This is a genomic window from Mesorhizobium sp. CCNWLY176 (genome assembly GCF_037153935.1).
Taxonomy (GTDB): Bacteria; Pseudomonadota; Alphaproteobacteria; order Rhizobiales; family Rhizobiaceae; genus Mesorhizobium_M; species Mesorhizobium_M zhangyense.
Genome location: NZ_JBBBDZ010000010.1, coordinates 97,224 through 115,721, shown reverse-complemented (window position 1 = coordinate 115,721; position 18,498 = coordinate 97,224). Strand labels below are relative to the sequence as shown.

General features: G+C 62.0%; 18 protein-coding genes and 1 tRNA gene. 4 read left to right on the top strand and 15 right to left on the bottom strand.

The window, feature by feature from the left end; all coding sequences use genetic code 11:
- Positions 1-26 precede the first annotated feature (26 nt).
- The 10 genes from WBQ96_RS17625 to WBQ96_RS17580 all read right to left on the bottom strand — a co-directional run bounded on the left by WBQ96_RS17625 (position 27) and on the right by WBQ96_RS17580 (position 10,944).
- Positions 27-674, bottom strand: a complete 648-nt coding sequence (locus WBQ96_RS17625) for a 5-formyltetrahydrofolate cyclo-ligase (protein WP_336552347.1) — start codon at positions 672-674, stop codon at positions 27-29.
- A gap of 118 nt (positions 675-792) precedes the next feature.
- Positions 793-1,617 carry an amidohydrolase family protein gene (locus WBQ96_RS17620; protein WP_336552345.1) on the bottom strand — a complete coding sequence of 275 codons (825 nt, stop codon included), beginning with the start codon at positions 1,615-1,617 and terminating at the stop codon, positions 793-795.
- Between the two features lie 21 nt (positions 1,618-1,638).
- A complete protein-coding gene (locus WBQ96_RS17615; RefSeq protein ID WP_336552518.1) occupies positions 1,639-2,658 on the bottom strand; it encodes a zinc-binding alcohol dehydrogenase family protein in 1,020 nt (339 codons plus the stop codon).
- A gap of 28 nt (positions 2,659-2,686) precedes the next feature.
- The gene (locus tag WBQ96_RS17610; RefSeq protein ID WP_336552344.1) at positions 2,687-3,658 is read right to left on the bottom strand and encodes an ABC transporter permease; all 972 of its coding nucleotides are present in this window, start codon (positions 3,656-3,658) and stop codon (positions 2,687-2,689) included.
- Positions 3,659-3,694: 36 nt separating this feature from the next.
- Entirely contained in the window at positions 3,695-5,230 is a 1,536-nt protein-coding gene (locus WBQ96_RS17605; protein ID WP_336552342.1) for a sugar ABC transporter ATP-binding protein, read from the bottom strand.
- A gap of 210 nt (positions 5,231-5,440) precedes the next feature.
- Positions 5,441-6,436 (bottom strand): ABC transporter substrate-binding protein, encoded by a 996-nt coding sequence (locus WBQ96_RS17600; RefSeq protein WP_336552340.1) that lies wholly within the window; start codon positions 6,434-6,436, stop codon positions 5,441-5,443.
- 280 nt (positions 6,437-6,716) lie between these two features.
- Positions 6,717-7,166, bottom strand: a complete 450-nt coding sequence (locus WBQ96_RS17595; RefSeq protein WP_336552338.1) for an RbsD/FucU family protein — start codon at positions 7,164-7,166, stop codon at positions 6,717-6,719.
- A 67-nt stretch (positions 7,167-7,233) separates the two neighbouring features.
- A complete protein-coding gene (locus WBQ96_RS17590) occupies positions 7,234-8,250 on the bottom strand; it encodes an aldo/keto reductase (protein WP_336552336.1) in 1,017 nt (338 codons plus the stop codon).
- 55 nt (positions 8,251-8,305) lie between these two features.
- Entirely contained in the window at positions 8,306-9,811 is a 1,506-nt protein-coding gene (locus WBQ96_RS17585; protein ID WP_336552334.1) for a UxaA family hydrolase, read from the bottom strand.
- A complete protein-coding gene (locus WBQ96_RS17580; protein WP_336552333.1) occupies positions 9,808-10,944 on the bottom strand; it encodes a mannitol dehydrogenase family protein in 1,137 nt (378 codons plus the stop codon). Before WBQ96_RS17580 ends, WBQ96_RS17585 begins: the two co-directional genes overlap by 4 nt.
- Before the next feature lie 109 nt (positions 10,945-11,053).
- On the opposite strand from WBQ96_RS17580, the gene WBQ96_RS17575 reads away from it, so the two are divergent.
- The 4 genes from WBQ96_RS17575 to WBQ96_RS17560 all read left to right on the top strand — a co-directional run bounded on the left by WBQ96_RS17575 (position 11,054) and on the right by WBQ96_RS17560 (position 14,137).
- Positions 11,054-11,944 carry a GntR family transcriptional regulator gene (locus tag WBQ96_RS17575; protein ID WP_165118964.1) on the top strand — a complete coding sequence of 297 codons (891 nt, stop codon included), beginning with the start codon at positions 11,054-11,056 and terminating at the stop codon, positions 11,942-11,944.
- Positions 11,945-12,126: 182 nt separating this feature from the next.
- The gene (locus WBQ96_RS17570) at positions 12,127-12,336 is read left to right on the top strand and encodes a hypothetical protein (protein ID WP_165118963.1); all 210 of its coding nucleotides are present in this window, start codon (positions 12,127-12,129) and stop codon (positions 12,334-12,336) included.
- A gap of 109 nt (positions 12,337-12,445) precedes the next feature.
- Positions 12,446-12,589 carry a hypothetical protein gene (locus WBQ96_RS17565; protein WP_162931530.1) on the top strand — a complete coding sequence of 48 codons (144 nt, stop codon included), beginning with the start codon at positions 12,446-12,448 and terminating at the stop codon, positions 12,587-12,589.
- Positions 12,590-12,772: 183 nt separating this feature from the next.
- Positions 12,773-14,137 carry a calcium-binding protein gene (locus tag WBQ96_RS17560; protein WP_336552329.1) on the top strand — a complete coding sequence of 455 codons (1,365 nt, stop codon included), beginning with the start codon at positions 12,773-12,775 and terminating at the stop codon, positions 14,135-14,137.
- A 65-nt stretch (positions 14,138-14,202) separates the two neighbouring features.
- Here the strand turns inward: WBQ96_RS17560 and WBQ96_RS17555 are convergent, their stop codons facing one another.
- The 5 genes from WBQ96_RS17555 to WBQ96_RS17535 form a co-directional block, all read right to left on the bottom strand.
- Positions 14,203-14,652, bottom strand: coding sequence for a hypothetical protein (locus WBQ96_RS17555; RefSeq protein ID WP_336552326.1), 450 nt, complete (start codon positions 14,650-14,652; stop codon positions 14,203-14,205).
- Between the two features lie 130 nt (positions 14,653-14,782).
- A tRNA-Leu gene (locus tag WBQ96_RS17550) sits at positions 14,783-14,867 on the bottom strand.
- Between the two features lie 229 nt (positions 14,868-15,096).
- Entirely contained in the window at positions 15,097-15,717 is a 621-nt protein-coding gene (locus WBQ96_RS17545; RefSeq protein WP_336552324.1) for a 2,3-bisphosphoglycerate-dependent phosphoglycerate mutase, read from the bottom strand.
- A gap of 33 nt (positions 15,718-15,750) precedes the next feature.
- A complete protein-coding gene (dapB, locus tag WBQ96_RS17540; RefSeq protein ID WP_336552323.1) occupies positions 15,751-16,563 on the bottom strand; it encodes a 4-hydroxy-tetrahydrodipicolinate reductase in 813 nt (270 codons plus the stop codon).
- On the bottom strand, positions 16,560-18,422 hold the full coding sequence (locus WBQ96_RS17535; protein ID WP_336552320.1) for an ABC transporter ATP-binding protein: 1,863 nt from the start codon (positions 18,420-18,422) through the stop codon (positions 16,560-16,562). Before WBQ96_RS17535 ends, dapB begins: the two co-directional genes overlap by 4 nt.
- Positions 18,423-18,498: the final 76 nt, after the last annotated feature.

Below are 18,498 nucleotides of genomic sequence, written 5' to 3'. Positions count from 1 at the left end.
GCAGGGTAGAGTTTCCAAATGGTCTCTTAGTCGGTGATGATCCTGTCCATCGGTATGTCGTGCGGCTGCGGGTAGATCGTGGCGAGGTGCGCCTGCGCATAGCCGATGCCGATCACCAGCGGCTTCTTCGGCATCGCCGCGAGCGTGCGGTCGAAAAAGCCGCCGCCATAGCCGAGCCGGTAGTTCTCGCCGTCGAAGCCGACCAGCGGCGCGATCACCACGGTTGGAAAAACCGCCGGTCCAATGGACGGCACGAGAATGTTCCAGACGCCGCGTTCCAGCGGCTCGCCGGGCGCCCATTGGCGATAGTCGAGCGGCTTGCCGGCCTCGATGACCACGGGCAGGGCGATTTTTGCACCAGCGGCGATCATCTCGTTCATCCAGCCGCGCAAGTCCGGCTCGGCCCGGAAAGGCCAGTAGATACCGATCAGTTGTTTCTCGGGGTTCTCGATCGCACCGGTCAGCGCCGACGCGATCGTCTCCGTGCGGGCGCTGCGCTCTTCCGCCGGCACCGCCATGCGTTCGTCGATCAGGCGCTTGCGCTCGGCCTTGCGCCAGCGCGCCACGTCGGTCCAGGCGACGAGATCGGCGGGGCGTCCGTCCGGCGTCAGCTCGTGCATGAAACAGGGCGGAGAAGCATAGCCGCGCCCTTCCGCATCGTCTTCGCTGTTCATTGGGGGTTCCTCCGGGACCAAGCATTGCGCCGCGCTCCGCCCGGAGCAAGCGAATAAGGCCGCTGGCCCATAGGTTAGGCCACCTCAGGTCCGCGGCCGATCTCAAACGTGTGAGACATCAGAGCCGATAGAATCTCGCCGCCGTCCCACCAAAAATTGCGTCGCGCGCGGCCTCGCTCAGTCCGGCGGTCAGCTCATTGGCGATCCGCCACCAGTCGCCATAGGTGGCGGCCAGTTCGAGGACCGGCCAGTCGCTGCCGAACATCAGGCGCTCTGGCCCGAATGCCGAAAGCATGGTTTCGACATAAGGTTTCAGCGCGGCGGCAGACCGGTCCGCGCCGGCCTCGGTCAACAGGCCGGAGATTTTTGCGAACACATTCGGGCGCTGTGCGAGCGCTGTCATGTCGTGTGCCCATGGTTCAGTGACGCCCTTGGCGATGAATGGTTTAGCACCGTGATCGACGACGATTTTCAGCTCCGGCAGCCGGTCGGCAAGTGCTGCGACAACCGGCAAATGGCGGGGCTGCACCAGCGCGTCGAATGTCAGGCCGAGCGAAGGCAGCGCCGCCAGCACGGCGATCCGATGCTCGGCGAGGATGAAGAACGTATCATCGATATCCTGCAGCATCGGCCTTATGCCGCGGAATTTTTTGTGGCCGGCCAGCCGGTTCAGCACGGCAAGCGCGTCCGGCGCATCGAGGTCGATCCAGCCGACGACACCACCGATCGAGGCTTCCCGCTCGGCGAGTTCCAGCATGAACTCGGTTTCCGCCACCGTCGCCGCCGCCTGAACGACAACGGTTTTCCCGATGCCTGCTGCCTTCAGATGCGGCTGCAGATCGGCTGGCAGATAATCGCGGATGATCGGCGCCACCGGCGGTCCCATCCAGTCATAGTCGCCGCGCGCGATTTTCCAGTAATGCTGGTGTGCGTCGATCCTCACGATGAAGCTCCGCGATTGTGTCTATTCGCCGACGGCGATGACAGCCTTGATCAGGCCGGATTTTTCATGCGCCCATCGCGCGAGATCGCGGGGCGCCTCGGCTAGCGTGGTGCGATGCGTGACGATGTGGTCGAGCGGCACGAGATCGCGCCTGATCGACTCCGCGACATGGTCGAAATCCTCTCGCGTGGCGTTGCGGCTGCCGATCACCATCATCTCGCGCTTGTGGAATTCGGGGTCCGAAAAGCTGATGTCGTCCTTGACGACGCTGACGATGACCAGCACGCCGCCATGCGCGACATGGGCGAAAGAGGATTTGATCGACGCCGTGTTGCCGGTCGCGTCGAACACAACGTCGAAGCCTTCGCCGTCTGACGCACGGGCAACGCCCTGGTTGGTCGGCTCATCCGGGCCGATGGTCGAGGAAAAACCAAGCTCGCGTGCGGCGAAATCCAGCCGCTCCGCACTCATGTCGAGCAGTGTCACTTCATGGCCGGCGATGCGCGAAAAGATGGCCGTGCCGATGCCGATCGGGCCTGCGCCGATGACCAGGGCCCGCGAACCCGCCGGCGCCAGCGAGCGGCGCACGGCGTGTGCGCCGATAGCAAGGAATTCCACCGTCGCGGCATCGGTGGCTGAAAGCCCATCAGCTGGGTAGAGATTGCCGGCAGGTACGAGAACCTGCTCGCACATCGCGCCGTCGGTGTGGACGCCGAGCACCTGGATTTTCGTGCAGCAGTTCGGTTTGCCCTTGCGGCAGGCAATGCAGGTGCCGCAGGCGATGTAAGGATTGACGATGACCGTCTCGCCGACCGGCAGAAAAACGCCTTCGCCGGCTTTCAGCACCGTGCCCGAAACCTCGTGCCCCATGACGCGCGGATATTCGAGGAACGGATGCTTGCCCTCGAAGATGTGATAGTCGGTGCCGCAGATGCCGACATGGCTGACACCCACCAGCGCCCAGCCGGCCGGCGGTTCGCCGGGGGCGGGGCGCTCTTCCAGCACCAGTTCGCCGGGCGCGCGGCACACCAGGGCCTGCATCGTTTTCACCGCCTTGTTCATGCGCTGCCTACTTGCCGCGGCGGCGCAGGCCGTCGAAATAGACGATGACGATGATGAGCGCGCCGGTGATGATGCGCTGCCAGAACGAATTGACGTTCAGCAGGTTCGCGCCGTTGTTGATCGTCGCCAGGATGAAGGCGCCGAGCAGCGGCCCATGCACCGAGCCGATGGCGCCGAACAGGCTGGTGCCGCCGATGACCGAAGAGGCGATCGCCTGCAGTTCCCAGCCCTCGGCCTGCGTCGGGTTGCCGATGCCGATGCGCGAGGCGAGCAGCACGCCGACGAAGGAGGCGCACAGTGCCGAGAGCGTATAGGCGAGGTAGATGGTGCGGTTGACGTTGACGCCGGACAGGCGCGACGCCTCAGCATTCGAGCCGACCGAAAACAGATAGCGCCCCCAGCGGCTGTGGTGCAGGAAGATATAGGCGGGGATCGCCACCAGTATCACCATCCAGAACAGGTTCGGCACGCCGAGGAAGGAGTTGCGCGAGAATTCCGAAAAGGCGTCGTTCTTGATCGAGATGGAATTGCCGTTGGTCATCAGAAGGCCGATGCCGCGCAGCGAGGTCAGCGTCGCCAGCGTGATGATGAAGGGTGGCAGGCCCATTTTGACGATGCCGAAGCCATGGAACAGGCCGATGGCCACACCAAGTGCGAGCGTAGCGAGGACCGCCAGCCACACCGGAAAGCCGGCATTGATGAGCATCGCCACGATAACCGTGCAGAAGCCGACGATCGCGCCGACCGAGAGGTCGATGCCGCCGGTGATGATGACGAAGGTCTGCCCGACCGCCAGGATCGCGATCATCGAGCCCTGACGCAGCAGGTTTGCGATGTTGATGCCCGACGCAAAGCTCGGCGTGGCGAGCGAAAGGGCGATCCACAGGAGCACGAGCAAGGCCAGCAGGGTCAATCCGAAAAGGATGTTGTAGTTCCGCTTCGGCTTCTCGATCGGTGTCGTTTCGGTGCTGGTGGTCATCGGCGTTTCCCGTTGTTTTTCTTGGTCGACGTGGCGTTAGACGCCGATTGCTTCAGTCAGGACTTCTTCGTGGCTGGCCTGCCCGTGAGCATGGCTCGCCACCAGTCGCCCGCGCCGGAACACATGCAGCGTATCAGCCAGTTCATAGACTTCCGGCAGGTAAGACGAGATCAGGATGATGCCCGCGCCCTTCGAAAGCAGCGTCGAGAACAGGCGGTAGATCTCCGCCTTGGTGCCGACATCGACGCCCACGGTCGGTTCGTCGAAGATGAAGAGCTTGGCGCCGTGGTTCAGCCATTTGCCGATCACGATCTTCTGCTGGTTGCCGCCCGACAGGCTCGAGGCGAGCGCGTGCCGGCCCGCCGTCTTGATGCGCAGCCCGCCGATCTGGCGCTCGGCATGCGACTTCTCCTGCGCGCCGGAAATCAAAAGCTTGCTGCTGATGCGTTTGTAGATGGGCAGGTTGAGATTGGTGCCGACCGACAGATTGAGGCAAAGGCCCTGGTCGCGGCGGCTTTCCGGCGCCAGCGCCATGCCGAGCTTCATCGCGTCGTGCTCGTTGCGTATGTTTGCCGGCTTGCCGTTCCAGAAAATCTCGCCGGCGCTTTTCTTTTCGCGGCCATAGAGCGTCAGCACGAATTCGCTGCGGCCAGCGCCGATAAGCCCGTAGAGCCCGACGATCTCGCCCGCCCGCGCGGAAAGCGAGACGTCCTCAAAGCCCTTGCCGGACAGGTTCTTCGCCTCGACGATCGTCTCGCCCGGCTCGAAATGGTCCTTGTGGTAGATCTGCTCGATCGAGCGGTTGATCATCATCCGCACCAGCTCGGCATCGTCGGTCTCGGCAATGTTGCGGGTGCCGACCAGCGTGCCGTCGCGCAGCACCGAAACACGGCTCGCCAGCTCGAACACTTCTTCCATGCGGTGGCTGATATAGACGATGGTGACGCCTTCGGCCTCCAGCCGCCGGATCAGCGCGAAAAGCTGCTCGGTCTCCTTGCGGGTCAGGTAGGCGGTCGGCTCGTCGAAAATCAGGAAGCGCGTGCCGCGTATGGTGGCGCGGGCGGCTGCGATGAGCTGCTGCTGGCCGATGGTGAGATCGCCGAGCATGACATGCGCCGGCAGGTTGAAGCCGAGATCGTCGATGATCTTCTGCGCCCGCTGCACCATGGTGCGGCCCTGCAGCATGCCGAAGCGGGTGTCTTCCTCGCCGAGAAACATGTTGGCGGCAACCGTCAGGTGACGGCACAGCACCACCTCCTGGTGCACGGCATTGATGCCGAGCGCAATCGCCTCGTTGGGTGTTGCCAGCGCGACCGGTTTGCCGTCCCAGAACACCTCGCCCGAGGTGCGCGGGATGACGCCGGTCAGAAGCTTTATTAACGTCGACTTGCCGGCACCGTTCTCGCCGACGATGGCGTGGATTTCCCCGGCCTTGAAGGCGAGGTCGACCGGCTTCAGCGCATGGGTGCCGATATATTTCTTTTCCAGCCCCTTCAGTTCCAGGATCGGCTGGCCGGGCACCGCGGCGTCGGGCGCCGGGTGGTCGTGACCGTCAAGTGTCGATAATATCATGACAATCCTCCCGATTGGCATGCGCGGCAGCGCCGGCGACATGCCTATCCTAGCCCGTTTCCTTTGCAGGTCGAGTCTGCCCCTCATCCGCCTGCCCGCACCTTCTCCCCGCAGGCGGGAGAAGAACGAAGCTCTATCGTTGACGACCCCCTCTCCCCGTTCTTCACGGGGAGAGGGTAAGGGTGAGGGGCAGCGCGACCTAACCTTGGGTCAGTCCAGCTTCGGGTTCAAAAGGGCGTTGATCTTCTCGTCGGCCATGTTGGCCTTCGTCACCAGATTGGCGCCGGTGTCGACATTGGCTTCGACCTTCTCGCCCTTGGATGCGGCAAGCGCGGTCTTGATGCCGTCATAGCCCATCCGGTAGGGGTCCTGCACGACGAGGCCGGAAATGACGCCGTCATTGAGGAACTTGATCAGCTTGTCGTCGCTGTCGAAGCCGATCAGCGACACCTTGCCTGCAAGGTTGTTTTCCGCGATCGCCTGCCCGACGCCCTGCGCCATGATCAGGTTGGAGGCGAAGATGCCCTTCAGGTCAGGATTGGCGGTGATCAGGTCGGTGGCGATGTTCAGGCCGGTTGTTGCCTGACCGTCGGCATATTTGTCGGCGACCAGTTCGAGGCCCGGATACTTGGCCTTGAGCTGTTCCTTGAAGCCCTCGGCGCGCTGCTCGAGCGAACCGGCGCCCGGCAGTGCGGTGATGAGAGCAACCTTGCCCTCGACCTTGCCGCCATTGGCTTCGCCGATCGCCGCTGCGAGACCGTCGGCTGCGACGCGTCCGCCCTGGACGTTGTCGGTGGTCAGGAACGAGGTGAAGGCCTTGGAGTCGGCGCCGGAATCGATGCCGATGATCTTCACCTTGCTTGCTGCTTCGTCGATCGGCTTGCCGAGCGCCTTGGCTTCGGTGGGCGAGATGACGATGGCCGCCGGATTGCCGGCAACCGCATTTTCGAGGATCGAGATCTGGCCGTTGACGTCGGTTTCGGCCTGCGCGCCGAGTTCCGGCACCTTCACGCCAAGATCCTTGCCGGCCTTGCGGGCGCCGGCCAGCACGATCTGCCAGTAGAACGAGGTCGTGTCCTTGACGATAATCGGAATGGTCACGTCGGCAGCCGTTGCCGGCAGCGTCGGCGCAAGCCCGAGCATGGCGGTGGCAGTGGCCAGCGCGACGAAGCGGCGGCGGTTGATCAGTGCATTGACGAATTTCATTAGGTTTCCTCCCTAAATCGCCTGTTGCAGTGCTGTTCGCTACGGTTCGGCTAGGCGTCTCCAAACCGGACTTTATAGATAAAAAACAGATGCACGTTTTTGTTAGTCCATTCCTGAAGGCGTTGCAAGCGGCGTTTCGTGCCCGTCTTCGGCGCCGATAACGACGCTCTGTCTGAACCTGCGATCGTCTGTTGAGGCATTGGCCTCGTACCGTTCAGGTAATGAAATATTAATTCCATCGTTAGGTCAAGATGGAATTTATGTTCCCTTGTTGCGCCGATCATCCGAACTGCGCCAGTTCCTCCTTGCGCACCACGCCTTTCTTCAGGATGACATTTGCGTAGAGCTGCAGTTCCCCGGTGGCGACCACATAGGCCGCCTTGCGCGAGCGCTCGTAGAACGCGAAGCGCTCCAGCGGTTCGACCTGAAAATCCCCGGCCAGCCGAGTGATGATCTTCTGGAACGAGACGCAGACCGGCGGCACCACATCCGGCGTATCCACCATCGCCATCCGGAACGCGGACGCCGGCGCGAACGTGTCGAGCGGAAAATGCGTCAGGATCGCTTCCAGCAGCGGCTCGGCAAGCACGCCGTCGGCGCGGACGACCGGGCAGCCGAGCGTGCTGGCCGGGAAATTCGCATCGGCAATCACGATCTCGTCGCCATGGCCCATCGTGCGCAGCGCATGCAGCAGTTCGGGTCCGAGCAAGGGGTGAATTCCACGCAGCATCAGGCAAACTCCAGGGTTAGGGCGGACAGGGCGAGGCTCACGCCGCTTAATGAGAATTGGCGTTGTCTCATTCGCGGACGGCCCCCGTCAGCGGCGGCTGCACGGTCGTGTGCGGCGCGTATTTCTCGTAATCCTTGTCGGGAACGTGGACCTTTGGCAGTTCCATGTTCCGCAGCAGGCTGGATGTCTTGGCGGTGCCGATCAGCACTGTCGCGACAGCCGGCTCGTGCAGGGAAAACTGCATCGCGGCGGCTGCCAGCGGATAGCCGCCGTGAGAAGCAATCGCTTCCATGGCCGCGACCTTGGCAAGTATCTCCGGCGACGCCGGGCCATAGTCGAAATGCGCGCCCGGTTTGGCCCCTGTCGCCAGTATGCCCGAATTGAACGCACCGCCGACGACAAGCGAGGTCTTCTTCTGGCGGCACAGCGGAATAAGCTCCGCCTCGGCGGACCTGTCGAGCAGGGAATAGCGCCCGGCGAGAAGGATGCAGTCGAGCGGCGCGCGCCGCATCACCTCCAGGCAGATTTCCACCTCGTTGACGCCGAGACCATAGGCAGAGATCACGCCGGCCGCCTTCAGTTCCTCCAGAGCCTTCAGGCCGCCGTCGAGAAACTGGCGCAGATGCGCCTTGGTCGTCTCAACACCGTGGGTATAGACGCCGATATCGTGGACATAGAGGATGTCGATGCGGTTCAGGCCGAGCCGGGCATAGCTGAAGTCGACGGATCGCATGATGCCGTCATAGCTGTAGTCGTATTCCAGCTTGAAGGGCAGCGGGTCGACGAAGCCGAGGTTCGGCACCTGATCGGCGGGCGCAGGCGTCAGCAGGCGCCCGACCTTGGTCGACAGCACATATTGATCGCGCGGCTTGTGGCGCAGATAATCGCCGAAACGGCGCTCCGAAAGGCCGAACCCGTAATGCGGCGCCGTATCGAAATAGCGTATGCCGGATGTCCACGCAGCATCGAGGACTGCCGATGCATCGGCCTCCGATACCGCCTGGTAAAGGTTGCCCAGAGAGGCACCGCCGAAGCTGAATTCGGTCACCTCCAGTGCCGTTTCGCCGATGCGGCGTTTCTTCATGAATGTCCTCCCAAAGTCCCGGCCGTTGTCCGGCCTTGTCGATGTGGCGTAACTTCTAAAGCGTAGCCCCAAGGTGCCACGGCACGAATTCATTGTCGCCATAGCCGAAGAGTTCGCTCTTGGTCTTGCGCCCGGAAGCCGTCTCCACGATCAGGTCGAAGATTTCGCGGCCGAGCTCGGCAACGCCGATCTCCCCGGATGCGATGCGCCCGCAATCGACATCCATATCCTCCTCCATGGAGCGGAACAGCGCCGAGTTGCTGGCAAGCTTGATCGAGGGCGTCGGCCGGCAGCCGAAGCATGAACCGCGCCCGGTGGTAAACGCGATGACATTGGCTCCGCCGGCCACCTGGCCGGTCGCCGAAACCGGATCGTAGCCCGGCGTATCCATGAAGACGAGGCCGTGCTCGGTCACCTTTTCGGCGTAGCCATAGACGCCGTTGAGCGTCGTCTGTCCGCCCTTGGCGACCGCGCCGAGCGATTTTTCGAGAATGGTCGTCAGCCCGCCCTTCTTGTTGCCGGGCGAGGGATTGTTGTCGAGCGATGCGCCATGCAGGGCGACATAGTCCTCCCACCACCTCACATAGCCGTCGAGCTTTTCGGCGATCTCGGGCGTTGCCGCGCGCGAACCGAGCAGGTGTTCCGCCCCGTAGATTTCGGAGGTTTCCGAGAGGATGCCGGTGCCGCCGGCGTCGGCAAGAATGTCGACGGCAGCACCCAGCGCCGGGTTGGCGGTGATGCCCGACATACCGTCCGAACCGCCGCATTGAAGACCGACGACGATCTCGCTTACCGGTATCGGCTCGCGCTTGAGCTGCCCGACTTCCTCGGCGATCTCGGCCAGCACTTCCAGCGCCTTCTCCACCGATTTGCGCGAGCCGCCGGCCTCCTGGATGTTGAAATGCCGCTTGCCCGCCGCCACGCCCTTCTGGCCGTAGAGCGTCAGCTGGTTGACCTCGCAGCCGAGCCCAACCATCAGGACGCCGCCAAAATTCGGGTGCCGTGCATAGCCGGCTAACGTCCGGTGCAGCACGCGCATGCCGTCGCCCGTGCCGCTCATGCCACAGCCCTGGTCGTGCACGATCGGCACGAAGCCGTCGATGCCGGGATAGTTGGGCAGAAGCTTCTGGTTGGCCTGCTCGGCGATTGCCCGGCACACCGTCGTCGAGCAGTTCACGCTGGCGATGATACCGATGAAGTTGCGCGTGCCGGCGCGGCCGTCGGCGCGGCGATAGCCCATGAAGGTGCGGGCGCGGTCGTCGTCCGTCGCATGTTCTGCCTCCGACGGCGGCACGACGGGAAGACGCCCGGATTCGAACACGAGATTGTGCGAATGCACATGCTCGCCCGGCGCGATGTCCTGCGTCGCGCGGCCGATCGCCTGGGCATATTTCACCACGGCAGCCCCTGCCGGAATGGCCTTAACGGCGACCTTGTGACCGCCGTCGATGGCGGCGACAGTGACAGCGCCGCCGGGCAGGGCAGTGCCGGCTTCAAGGCGGCCATTGGCAACCGCAACATTGTCGGAGGGAGAGAGAAGAATTGCCTGGGCGAGATTCACGCTGCGATTTCCTTGGCATATTTGGCGGCGATTGCCGCGAGCCTGGGTGATTTCCGGTTGGTATCGGCGGTGGCTGCCCACTCGATAAAGCCGCCTATGCGGCGTGCGACCTTGGTCTTGTGGCCGCTGGCTATGTCGGCGAGGCGATGGTCGAGGAACGGATTTTCGAAGCGCTCCAGCGTCGTCGTCGCATAGGCACCCGCCGCCTCGCCCATGCCTTGCGCGGCAAAGCCCGGGATGACCTCGTCACGATAGAGCGAAAGCAGGTCGTTGCGGATTTCCGGCCTGGCCAGCATGCCGCGCACCGTCTCGTCCGCGTCCATGCGCCCGGTCAGCCAGGTTTCGGCCAGAAAACTATGGCCGAGATTGAGGATATGGATCTTCAGGCGCTCGACCGGTTCGAGATCGTCGACGATGCGGATCGCCGGATGCGTGCACGGCAGCTTCAGGCCGGGCTGGTTCTCCACTGCCCACAGTGCGTAGGGCTCGGCAATTGCGCCGGCCGGGTCCAGCGGCGCGGAAACGATGCGGTCGACCAGCGAGTTGGCGAACACGCATTGCTCGCTGATCCAGGTGAGCAGCGCATTGGAGGCGCGGCTTCGCTCGGCAAGGTCAAGCACCGTCCGCTTCAGCAAATCGCCATTGCGGCCGACGAGTTCGGTCGGGAGGATCGTAAGTCCAGACCGACCGGCGGCGAAGCGTGCCGCGAGCAGCGCCAGCAGTTTTGCCGGGTATGAGGGCGGTGCCGAAGCTGTTGCTTTCGTCAGGTCGAGCACCAAGCCCGCCGGCACGGCAAAACCCGATTCCGTCGTGTTGGAGAGGATGAATTCAGCCTCTTCGACCACGATCCGCGTCAATTCCGCCCAATCCGCCTCGGCGTCGAGGCCACGCCGTACGCTCTTCACCTGAATGGTCCGATCGACGGTCCGTCCATCCTCCAGCCCGCGGATCATCACCGGAAAGCCTGCCGGATCGGAAAACGCCTGCAGCCGCGCCCGGCCGGCGGCAGAACCGCTCGAAGCAACGATGGTCACAGTGTCTTCCATGCCTGCCTCGTGCAGGAACAGGTCGGCATGCGCCTGAAGAAACCGGCTGGTGCCGAACTGGACGACAGGCGTTTGAACCGAAGACACTTGCAACTCCCTTGATAATGTCTTTTATCGTCAAAAGACATTTTGTCGTCAATAGATTTTCCTTGTAAGGGACGACCGGGGCGCAGACGCGACGGGCAAAAGGCAGGCGATGGCGAAGCAGAACAATGTCTACAAGGACGCATATAACCGCTGCCTGGCGCTGCTCGGAGCCGGCGAAAGCCTGCCTTCGGAGCCTGAGCTCGGCACGACGCTGGGTGTCAGCCGCACGACGGTCCGCTCGATCCTGTCGCGGATGGAAGAACGCGGCCTGATCGAATGGAACAAGCGCAGCAAGCTGGTTCTGCGCGCACCGGCGCCCGACGATTTCTTTCCCGACGACGAGACCGATTCCCTGTCGCAGATCATCGAGCGGTCCTTCATGCGCCGCCTGCTTGCCGGCGGCGCCCAGGCCGGCATGCAGATCAACGAGCTGGAGCTTGCCCGCGAGATCGGCGTCGGCACCACCAGCGTGCGCGAGTTCCTGATTCGCTTCAGCCGCTTTGGCCTGATCGAGAAGCGCCGCAACAGCCATTGGGTGCTGAAGGGTTTTACCAAATCCTTCGCGCTGGAGCTGACCGAGATCCGCGAGATGTTCGAGCTGCGCTCGGCCGCCGCCTTTGCCGCGCTGGCAAAGGACAATCCCGTCTGGACCGATCTTGATGCGATGGAACAGGAACACCACGAGCTGATTGCCGCGATAGGCACCCGCTACGGCGAATTCTCAGAGCTGGACGAACGTTTCCACAGGCTTATCCACAGCGCTTCGCACAACCGCTTCATCGTCGATTTCTACGACGTCATCGCGATGATTTTTCACTACCACTACCAGTGGAACAAGACGAATGAGCCCGGACGCAACAAGATAGCGCTGCAGGAGCATCTGCAATACATCGCCGCGCTGAAATCCGGAAAACTCGACCAGGTCGAAAAGGCCTGCCGCCGGCATCTCAAATCGGCGCGCGAGACGCTTCTCCAGTCGATTCCCGAAAGCTGGCAGTAGCGCAAACGATTATCTTGCCATAAGCTTCATTCGATGCGCTTTTGAGAAGACGGCAAAACAGTCGCTGGGGCGCATTTTTCATATGTACTGACCTTGAGAACCGGGCTTTGTTTGACGGCCCTGATACTTGCAGTATCTCTAAAACAGTGCATGCTGAAATATGTTTTGAGGGGCTAAGGAAAATGAAGAAAAAACTGCGCGTCACCGTTTCGGTGACAGTGTCGGATGACGACGAGTTTTCAACAGAAGAACAGGCTCTTGCCGTATGCGACGGGTTGCAGCGGATACTCTGCTATGACGAGGTGGCCTTGCAGAGCGTCGAGTCTTTCACCGATGGCGTAAGCTTTGAGGATACTCGCAGTTCTGTCCGCTTCGAAAGCGAGCACGGCTGAAGATTGATCCCGCCGCTCAATGGCGTATCCTGAGTCCGGGGTCTGACCCCGGCTTTGGGTATGCCTGTCTGCCGGGCACGCCCGAGGCAAAAACCACCGGAGGAAGCTCATGAACACGCCGCCGCTTGCCGCAAGGGCCGAAGAAGAACAGATCGACGGCGCCCCGGAGCGCGTCGGCGCCGTCATTGGCGCGCTGATCACGATCGGCAGTTTCGCCCTGGTGCTCTGGCCGGTGGCGCGGATTTGGCTGTGACGCGGTAAGACATTGACCTCGCGTGCCTGTGCACGCTCAACCGCCTGAAAATCCATTTAAGATCGACTTGAACCGGCAGCAAGCGCTCGCCGGCATGTTCCCCTGCACCACCCAAATGGGCGGTGACGGTTGCCGGTTCCACGCCTAGACATTGGCAAGGGTAGGCAATCTTGGGGAAATATCATGGCAACGTTTTCATCAACAAGCGCGATCAACAATTCCTTGCTGGTCTTCGAAAGCCTTCTGCCAGATTCGTTTTATTACGAGTGGTATAGCGAGCGCTCTATGGATACCGCCTACGGGCAAATATCCTACATGTACGGAAACACGGAAGAAGGTATTGATTCAAATTACTACGGGAATTTCGAATATCTCTACGAAGGCGATGGGAGTGTTTTCCATATATCTGGATATGTAACAAGCATAGTCAGCGAAACTCATTATCAAGACTACAGTTTCTATCCACCTATAACCAATGGAACGAGGTGGATAATCAACGACATAAACATATATGTCGGGAAATTCCAGACGCCGAATGACCTCCCTGGTCTCATCTTCGCTGGCGATGACCGAATTTACGGTTCCCCTGAGAATGACGAACTTTACGGCTTTTCCGGTTCCGATGTCATCGAAGGAAAATGCGGCAACGACATAATCAATGGCGGAACCGGTGCCGACATCATGCTCGGCGGCCTTGGTAATGATCTGTACTTCGTCGACAATGCGCGCGATGTCGTCTTCGAATTTGTTAACGAGGGAACCGATACGGTTCGCAGCACCATCAGCCTGACACTAACATCCAATGTCGAGCGGCTGGAGCTGCTTGGAACAGGCCATCTCAGCGGTGTCGGCAACGATCTCAACAACGATCTCATTGGCAACAGTGGCAACAACACCCTGTATGGCCGCGCCGGCAACGATCTTCTGGACGGTCGCGCCGGCAGCGATACGATGTATGGCGGCGCCGGCAACGACATTTATGTCGTATCTTCGGCCGGTGACCGCGCGATCGAACTTGCCGGTGAAGGCACGGACACGGTCCGCTCCTATATCGACTGGTCGCTCGGCGCCAATCTCGAACGGCTGGAACTGCAGGGCTCGGCCAACCTGACCGGTAACGGCAACGGGCTCAACAACACGCTTATCGGCAATTCCGGCAGCAACATTCTGCGTGGCGGGGCAGGCAATGACACGCTGATCGGCGGTGCCGGCAAGGATACGCTCAACGGCGGCGACGGGAAGGACACTTTCGTCTTCAACGCGGCTCTCGGGTCAACCAACATCGACAAGATCAACGACTATAACGTCGCGCAGGACACAATGCAGCTGGACTCGAAATATTTTGCCGGTCTGGCAAAGGGCTGGCTGGCTGCCGGCGCCTTCCACACGGGAACCGCCGCGCATGATGCGACCGACCGCATCATCTACAACAAATCGACCGGTGCCTTGTGGTTCGACAAGGATGGCATAGGCGGGGCCGCAGCCGTGCAATTCGCCACGCTGTCACCCGGCCTTGCCATGACGGCGAACGAGTTCTTCATCGTCTAGATTGCCATGGTCTTCGGATTCTCTCCGATGGCCGCGGAGCAGAGTTCAGCGAACAATTCGCGTGCTCACTGTGCGTTGCAGAGTGGGCACCCGAATGTATGCTGGACGATGCCGTGCACCGAACAGCGTTCGAACTCAAATTGTGAGGATGGTGCCAGCCCAATCATGGACGCGCTGGCGCTGATATCGTCAGGCCGGAACTCTGCGAGCAGCACCCGGAATTCATCCAGGCACGGCATAAGCCAGGCCTCGTTGGGTTCATAGCCGAGTCTGTCCCAATCGACTTTCGATTTGGCCGCAGCGATCGACCGGATCAGGAAGGCTCGATGGTCAGTGAAGTTTTCAGCTTCCCACGGTATATCCGCGATATCGAAGCCGACAGTTCCCGGGCCATAGACCCCCTGGTCTTTCGAAGCGATCCACGCCGCAATCTGACACTCGCGAGCGGTGGAAGCCAGGGAGGAGGCAGCGAGAGCAAGCACATCTATGAAAACGGATGTCAGCCCGTTCGACATCCTGATATCCGGCAGGTCCGGTCGAGCGTCATAGGTTATCCGGTTTGCCATGGCTCGGCTCGGAAAGCTCAGATGCTTTGGGATGTTTGCGAGAAAACCTGTCGAAAACGACTGGTGCCATCGAAGCCGATGGTGCCCAGGAGAGGACTCGAACCTCCACGCCTCGCGGCACACGGACCTGAACCGTGCGCGTCTACCAATTCCGCCACCTGGGCAAGGTGCGCCGCTGATGTAAGCGGGCAGCGTCGCGGTGTCAACGCGCTTTCGGCAAAAAATGACGTTCAAACAAAAAGATAGTTCAGGTCGGCATTCTTGCCACGAATGCGCGGCCAGCCGGCAATGAATCCGCCGGCAAAGCCTGCGGCAAAGACGCAAAAAGCCGACGCAAATGCATTGCGCCGGCTCATCACGAATCACATCGGGTAGGTTCTCTGCCGGGCAGGCCTAGGCTGAAAGAACTTCCTTCGAAGCCACGGTCGAATCGGCGTTGAGTCTGTAGACGACCGGCACGCCCGTGCCGAGTTCCAGCTTGACGATGTCGGGGCCGGAAATCCCCTCCAGCGCCATGATCAGCGCCCGCAGCGAATTGCCGTGGGCGGCCACCAGCACCGTTTCGCCGCGCAGCACATGCGGCTGCATCTCATGCATGTAGTAGGGCCATACGCGCGCGCCGGTGTCCTTCAGGCTCTCGCCACCGGGCGGGGGCGTGTCATAGGAGCGGCGCCAGATATGCACCTGCTCCTCGCCCCATTTGGCGCGGGCATCGTCCTTGTTGAGTCCGTTGAGGTCGCCATAGTCGCGCTCGTTCAACGCCGCGTCACGCACGGTCTTCAGATCGTTCTGGCCGGTGGCGTCGAGGATAAACTGGCAGGTCCGCTGCGCGCGCTTCAGCACTGAAGTGTAGGCGATGTCGAATTTCATTCCGCGCACGGCAAGCTTCTGGCCGGCCGCCTTGGCCTCGCGCACGCCCTGCTCGGTGAGGTCGACGTCGCGCCAGCCGGTGAAGAGGTTCTTGAGGTTCCATTCGCTCTGGCCGTGGCGGACAAGCACGAGAGTTCCGGTCATTTCAATCCTCATGATTGATGTGTGGACGCCGCTTTAGCTCAGGCCCAGCACATCGCGCATCGAATACAATCCGGGCTTCTTCCCATGCGCCCAAAGCGCTGCCTTCACCGCCCCGCGTGCGAAAATGGAGCGGTCCTCGGCATTGTGGGAAAGCGTGATGCGCTCGCCGGTGCCCGCCAGGATGACCGAATGGTCGCCCACCACAGAGCCGCCGCGCAGCGTGGCAAAGCCGATCGAGCCGGCCTCGCGCGCGCCGGTATGGCCGTCGCGCACCCGCACGCTGTGTTCGGCAAGATCGATACCGCGTCCCGCCGCTGCCGCGTTGCCAAGCAGCAGCGCCGTGCCAGACGGCGCGTCGACCTTGTGCCGGTGATGCATCTCCAGCACCTCGATGTCGAAATCGTCAGAGCCGAGCGCCTTCGCAGCCTGTTCGACGAGCACCGCAAGCAGATTGACGCCCAGGCTCATATTGCCGGACTTGACGATCGTCGCGTGGCGAGCCGCCGCAGCGATTGCCGCGTCGTCCTCGGGCGAACAACCCGTCGTGCCGATGACATGGACGATGCGCGCCTGCGCGGCATAGCCGGAGAATTCGACGCTGGCGGCCGGCGTGCTGAAATCCAGCACGCCATCGGCCTTGGCGAAGGCCGTCAACGGGTCGTCGGTGATCGGCACGTTGATGATGCCGATGCCTGCAAGCTCGCCTGCGTCGCGGCCGATATGCGGCGAGCCGGCGCGCTCGATGGCTGCCGACACTTTCGCGCCCGGCACGGAATGGATGGTGCGGATCAGCGTCTGACCCATGCGTCCGGCTGCCCCGACGACGACGAGACCCATATCGCTCATGCGCTTTTCTTCCTTGCGACCTTCGCCGGCTTGGCTGGCTTTAGTGGCATTTCGACGGTTTTCGTGTCGTCGACCAGTCCCAGCCCCTTCTGGCTCTGAAGGCGGTGGAAGCGGGCGTAGACGCCATGCGGATTGGCCAGCAACGACTCGTGCGTGCCTTCCTCGACCAGCCGGCCATCCTCCAGCACGATGATGCGGTCGGCATTGACCACGGTCGACAGGCGATGGGCGATGACGATGGTGGTCTTGCCCCTCATCACCGTCGCCAGCGCTTCCTGCACACGCGCTTCGGACTCGTTGTCGAGCGCTGAAGTCGCCTCGTCGAGAAGCAGGATCGGCGCATTGCGCACGATGGCGCGCGCGATCGAGATGCGCTGGCGCTGGCCGCCCGAAAGTGTCACGCCGTTCTCGCCCACCGGCGTGTCGTAGCCGTTGGGCTGCTGGCGGATGAAGCTGTCGGCCGCGGCCTGGTCGGCGGCGCGGTGGATTTCTTCGTCGGTCGCGTTCTCGCGGCCGTAGCGAATGTTGTCGGCAATCGTACCTTCGAACAGATAGGGCTGCTGCGAGACGAAGGCGATCGAATTGCGCAGCGACTGCTTGGTCACCTTGGCGATGTCCTGGCCGTCGATCGTGATGGCGCCGGAATCGAGATCGTAGAAACGCTCCAGCAGCGCCGTCAGCGTCGTCTTGCCGGCGCCCGAAGCGCCGACGATCGCCGTCGTCTTTCCGGCTTCCGCAACGAAGCTCACGCCGTGCAGCACCGGAATGTGTTCCGCATAGGAGAAGGCGACGTTTTCGAAGCGCACTTCACCCTTGGCCACCTTCAACGGGGTCGCATTCGGCGCATCGTCCTGCTGCGGCTCGAGATCGAGGATCTCGTAGATCATGCGCGCATTGACCAGCGAACGCTCGAGCCCGACCTGCAACCGCGCCAGGCGGCGCACCGGGTCATATGCGAGCATAAGTGCCGTGATGAATGACATGATCGCGCCCGGCAGTTCGCCGCCATGGGTGGCGCGGTAGCCGGCATAGGCAATCACGCCGGCAACCGCGATGCCTGCCAGCATTTCGGTGATCGGTGTCAGCCGCTCCGAAACCCTTGCGATCTTGTTCGACCGTTCTTCGGCGCGCTCGATCATCTCGCCCATGCGGCGGGAAAGCTGGTCTTCCATGGTGAAGGCCTTCACCACGGCGACGCCTTGCGTCGCCTCCTGCATCGAGCCGATCAATCGCGAATTGATCTCGACGGACTGGCGCGTCACGCGGCGCAGGCGGCGCATGAGATAGTTGACGGCATAGACCAGTGGCGGCCCGATAACGAAGGCTATCGCCGACAGAAACCAATCCTGCACGAACATCACCGTCACCAGCGCAACCAGCGACACGACATCGCGCGCCACGGCCGTCAAGGTCATCGACAGCAGGTCGCGTATGCCGCCGACATTCTGGTTGATCTGGGCGGCGAGGTGGCCCGAGCGCGTTTCGGTGAAGAAACTGACGCCGAGCTTCATCAGATGGTCGAACAGCCGGCGCTGATAGCGCGCCACCAGGTTGTTGCCGACCTTGGCGAGGATCACCGCCTGCGCATAGCCGGCAACCCCGCGTATGAAGAAGGCGCCGAAGATCGAGACACTGAGCCACAGGATCAGGTCGCTGCGCTGGTGATAGAAGATATCGTTGATGACACTGCTGATGATCCACGCCGGATAGGCCGTGGTCAGCGCCACAGCGATCATGCAGAGTGCTGCGATCGCATACGACCAGACATATTCGCGGCCGTTCTCGGCCAGAACGCGCCGGATGACGGCGATGATCTCGCCGCTGTCGGCTTTCTTCTTCTTTTGGGTCTGAAGGCTCAAAGTCCGGTCTGCCCGTCCGTTTCAGCAATAGTGCGGCACGTGCTGCCGCGTTTCCGCGCCCCTAATAGCGCCATCA

What these genes read in the sequence shown, in the direction of transcription:
- WBQ96_RS17590 (WP_336552336.1), bottom strand. Translation starts at nt 8,250, where the DNA reads ATGAAGAAACGCCGCATCGGCGAAACGGCACTGGAGGTGACCGAATTC.
- WBQ96_RS17610 (WP_336552344.1), bottom strand. Translation starts at nt 3,658, where the DNA reads ATGACCACCAGCACCGAAACGACACCGATCGAGAAGCCGAAGCGGAAC.
- WBQ96_RS17600 (WP_336552340.1), bottom strand. Translation starts at nt 6,436, where the DNA reads ATGAAATTCGTCAATGCACTGATCAACCGCCGCCGCTTCGTCGCGCTG.
- WBQ96_RS17575 (WP_165118964.1), top strand. Translation starts at nt 11,054, where the DNA reads ATGGCGAAGCAGAACAATGTCTACAAGGACGCATATAACCGCTGCCTG.
- WBQ96_RS17615 (WP_336552518.1), bottom strand. Translation starts at nt 2,658, where the DNA reads ATGCAGGCCCTGGTGTGCCGCGCGCCCGGCGAACTGGTGCTGGAAGAG.
- WBQ96_RS17625 (WP_336552347.1), bottom strand. Translation starts at nt 674, where the DNA reads ATGAACAGCGAAGACGATGCGGAAGGGCGCGGCTATGCTTCTCCGCCC.
- WBQ96_RS17545 (WP_336552324.1), bottom strand. Translation starts at nt 15,717, where the DNA reads ATGACCGGAACTCTCGTGCTTGTCCGCCACGGCCAGAGCGAATGGAAC.
- WBQ96_RS17595 (WP_336552338.1), bottom strand. Translation starts at nt 7,166, where the DNA reads ATGCTGCGTGGAATTCACCCCTTGCTCGGACCCGAACTGCTGCATGCG.
- WBQ96_RS17605 (WP_336552342.1), bottom strand. Translation starts at nt 5,230, where the DNA reads ATGATATTATCGACACTTGACGGTCACGACCACCCGGCGCCCGACGCC.
- dapB (WP_336552323.1), bottom strand. Translation starts at nt 16,563, where the DNA reads ATGAGCGATATGGGTCTCGTCGTCGTCGGGGCAGCCGGACGCATGGGT.
- WBQ96_RS17560 (WP_336552329.1), top strand. Translation starts at nt 12,773, where the DNA reads ATGGCAACGTTTTCATCAACAAGCGCGATCAACAATTCCTTGCTGGTC.
- WBQ96_RS17570 (WP_165118963.1), top strand. Translation starts at nt 12,127, where the DNA reads ATGAAGAAAAAACTGCGCGTCACCGTTTCGGTGACAGTGTCGGATGAC.
- WBQ96_RS17565 (WP_162931530.1), top strand. Translation starts at nt 12,446, where the DNA reads ATGAACACGCCGCCGCTTGCCGCAAGGGCCGAAGAAGAACAGATCGAC.
- WBQ96_RS17555 (WP_336552326.1), bottom strand. Translation starts at nt 14,652, where the DNA reads ATGTCGAACGGGCTGACATCCGTTTTCATAGATGTGCTTGCTCTCGCT.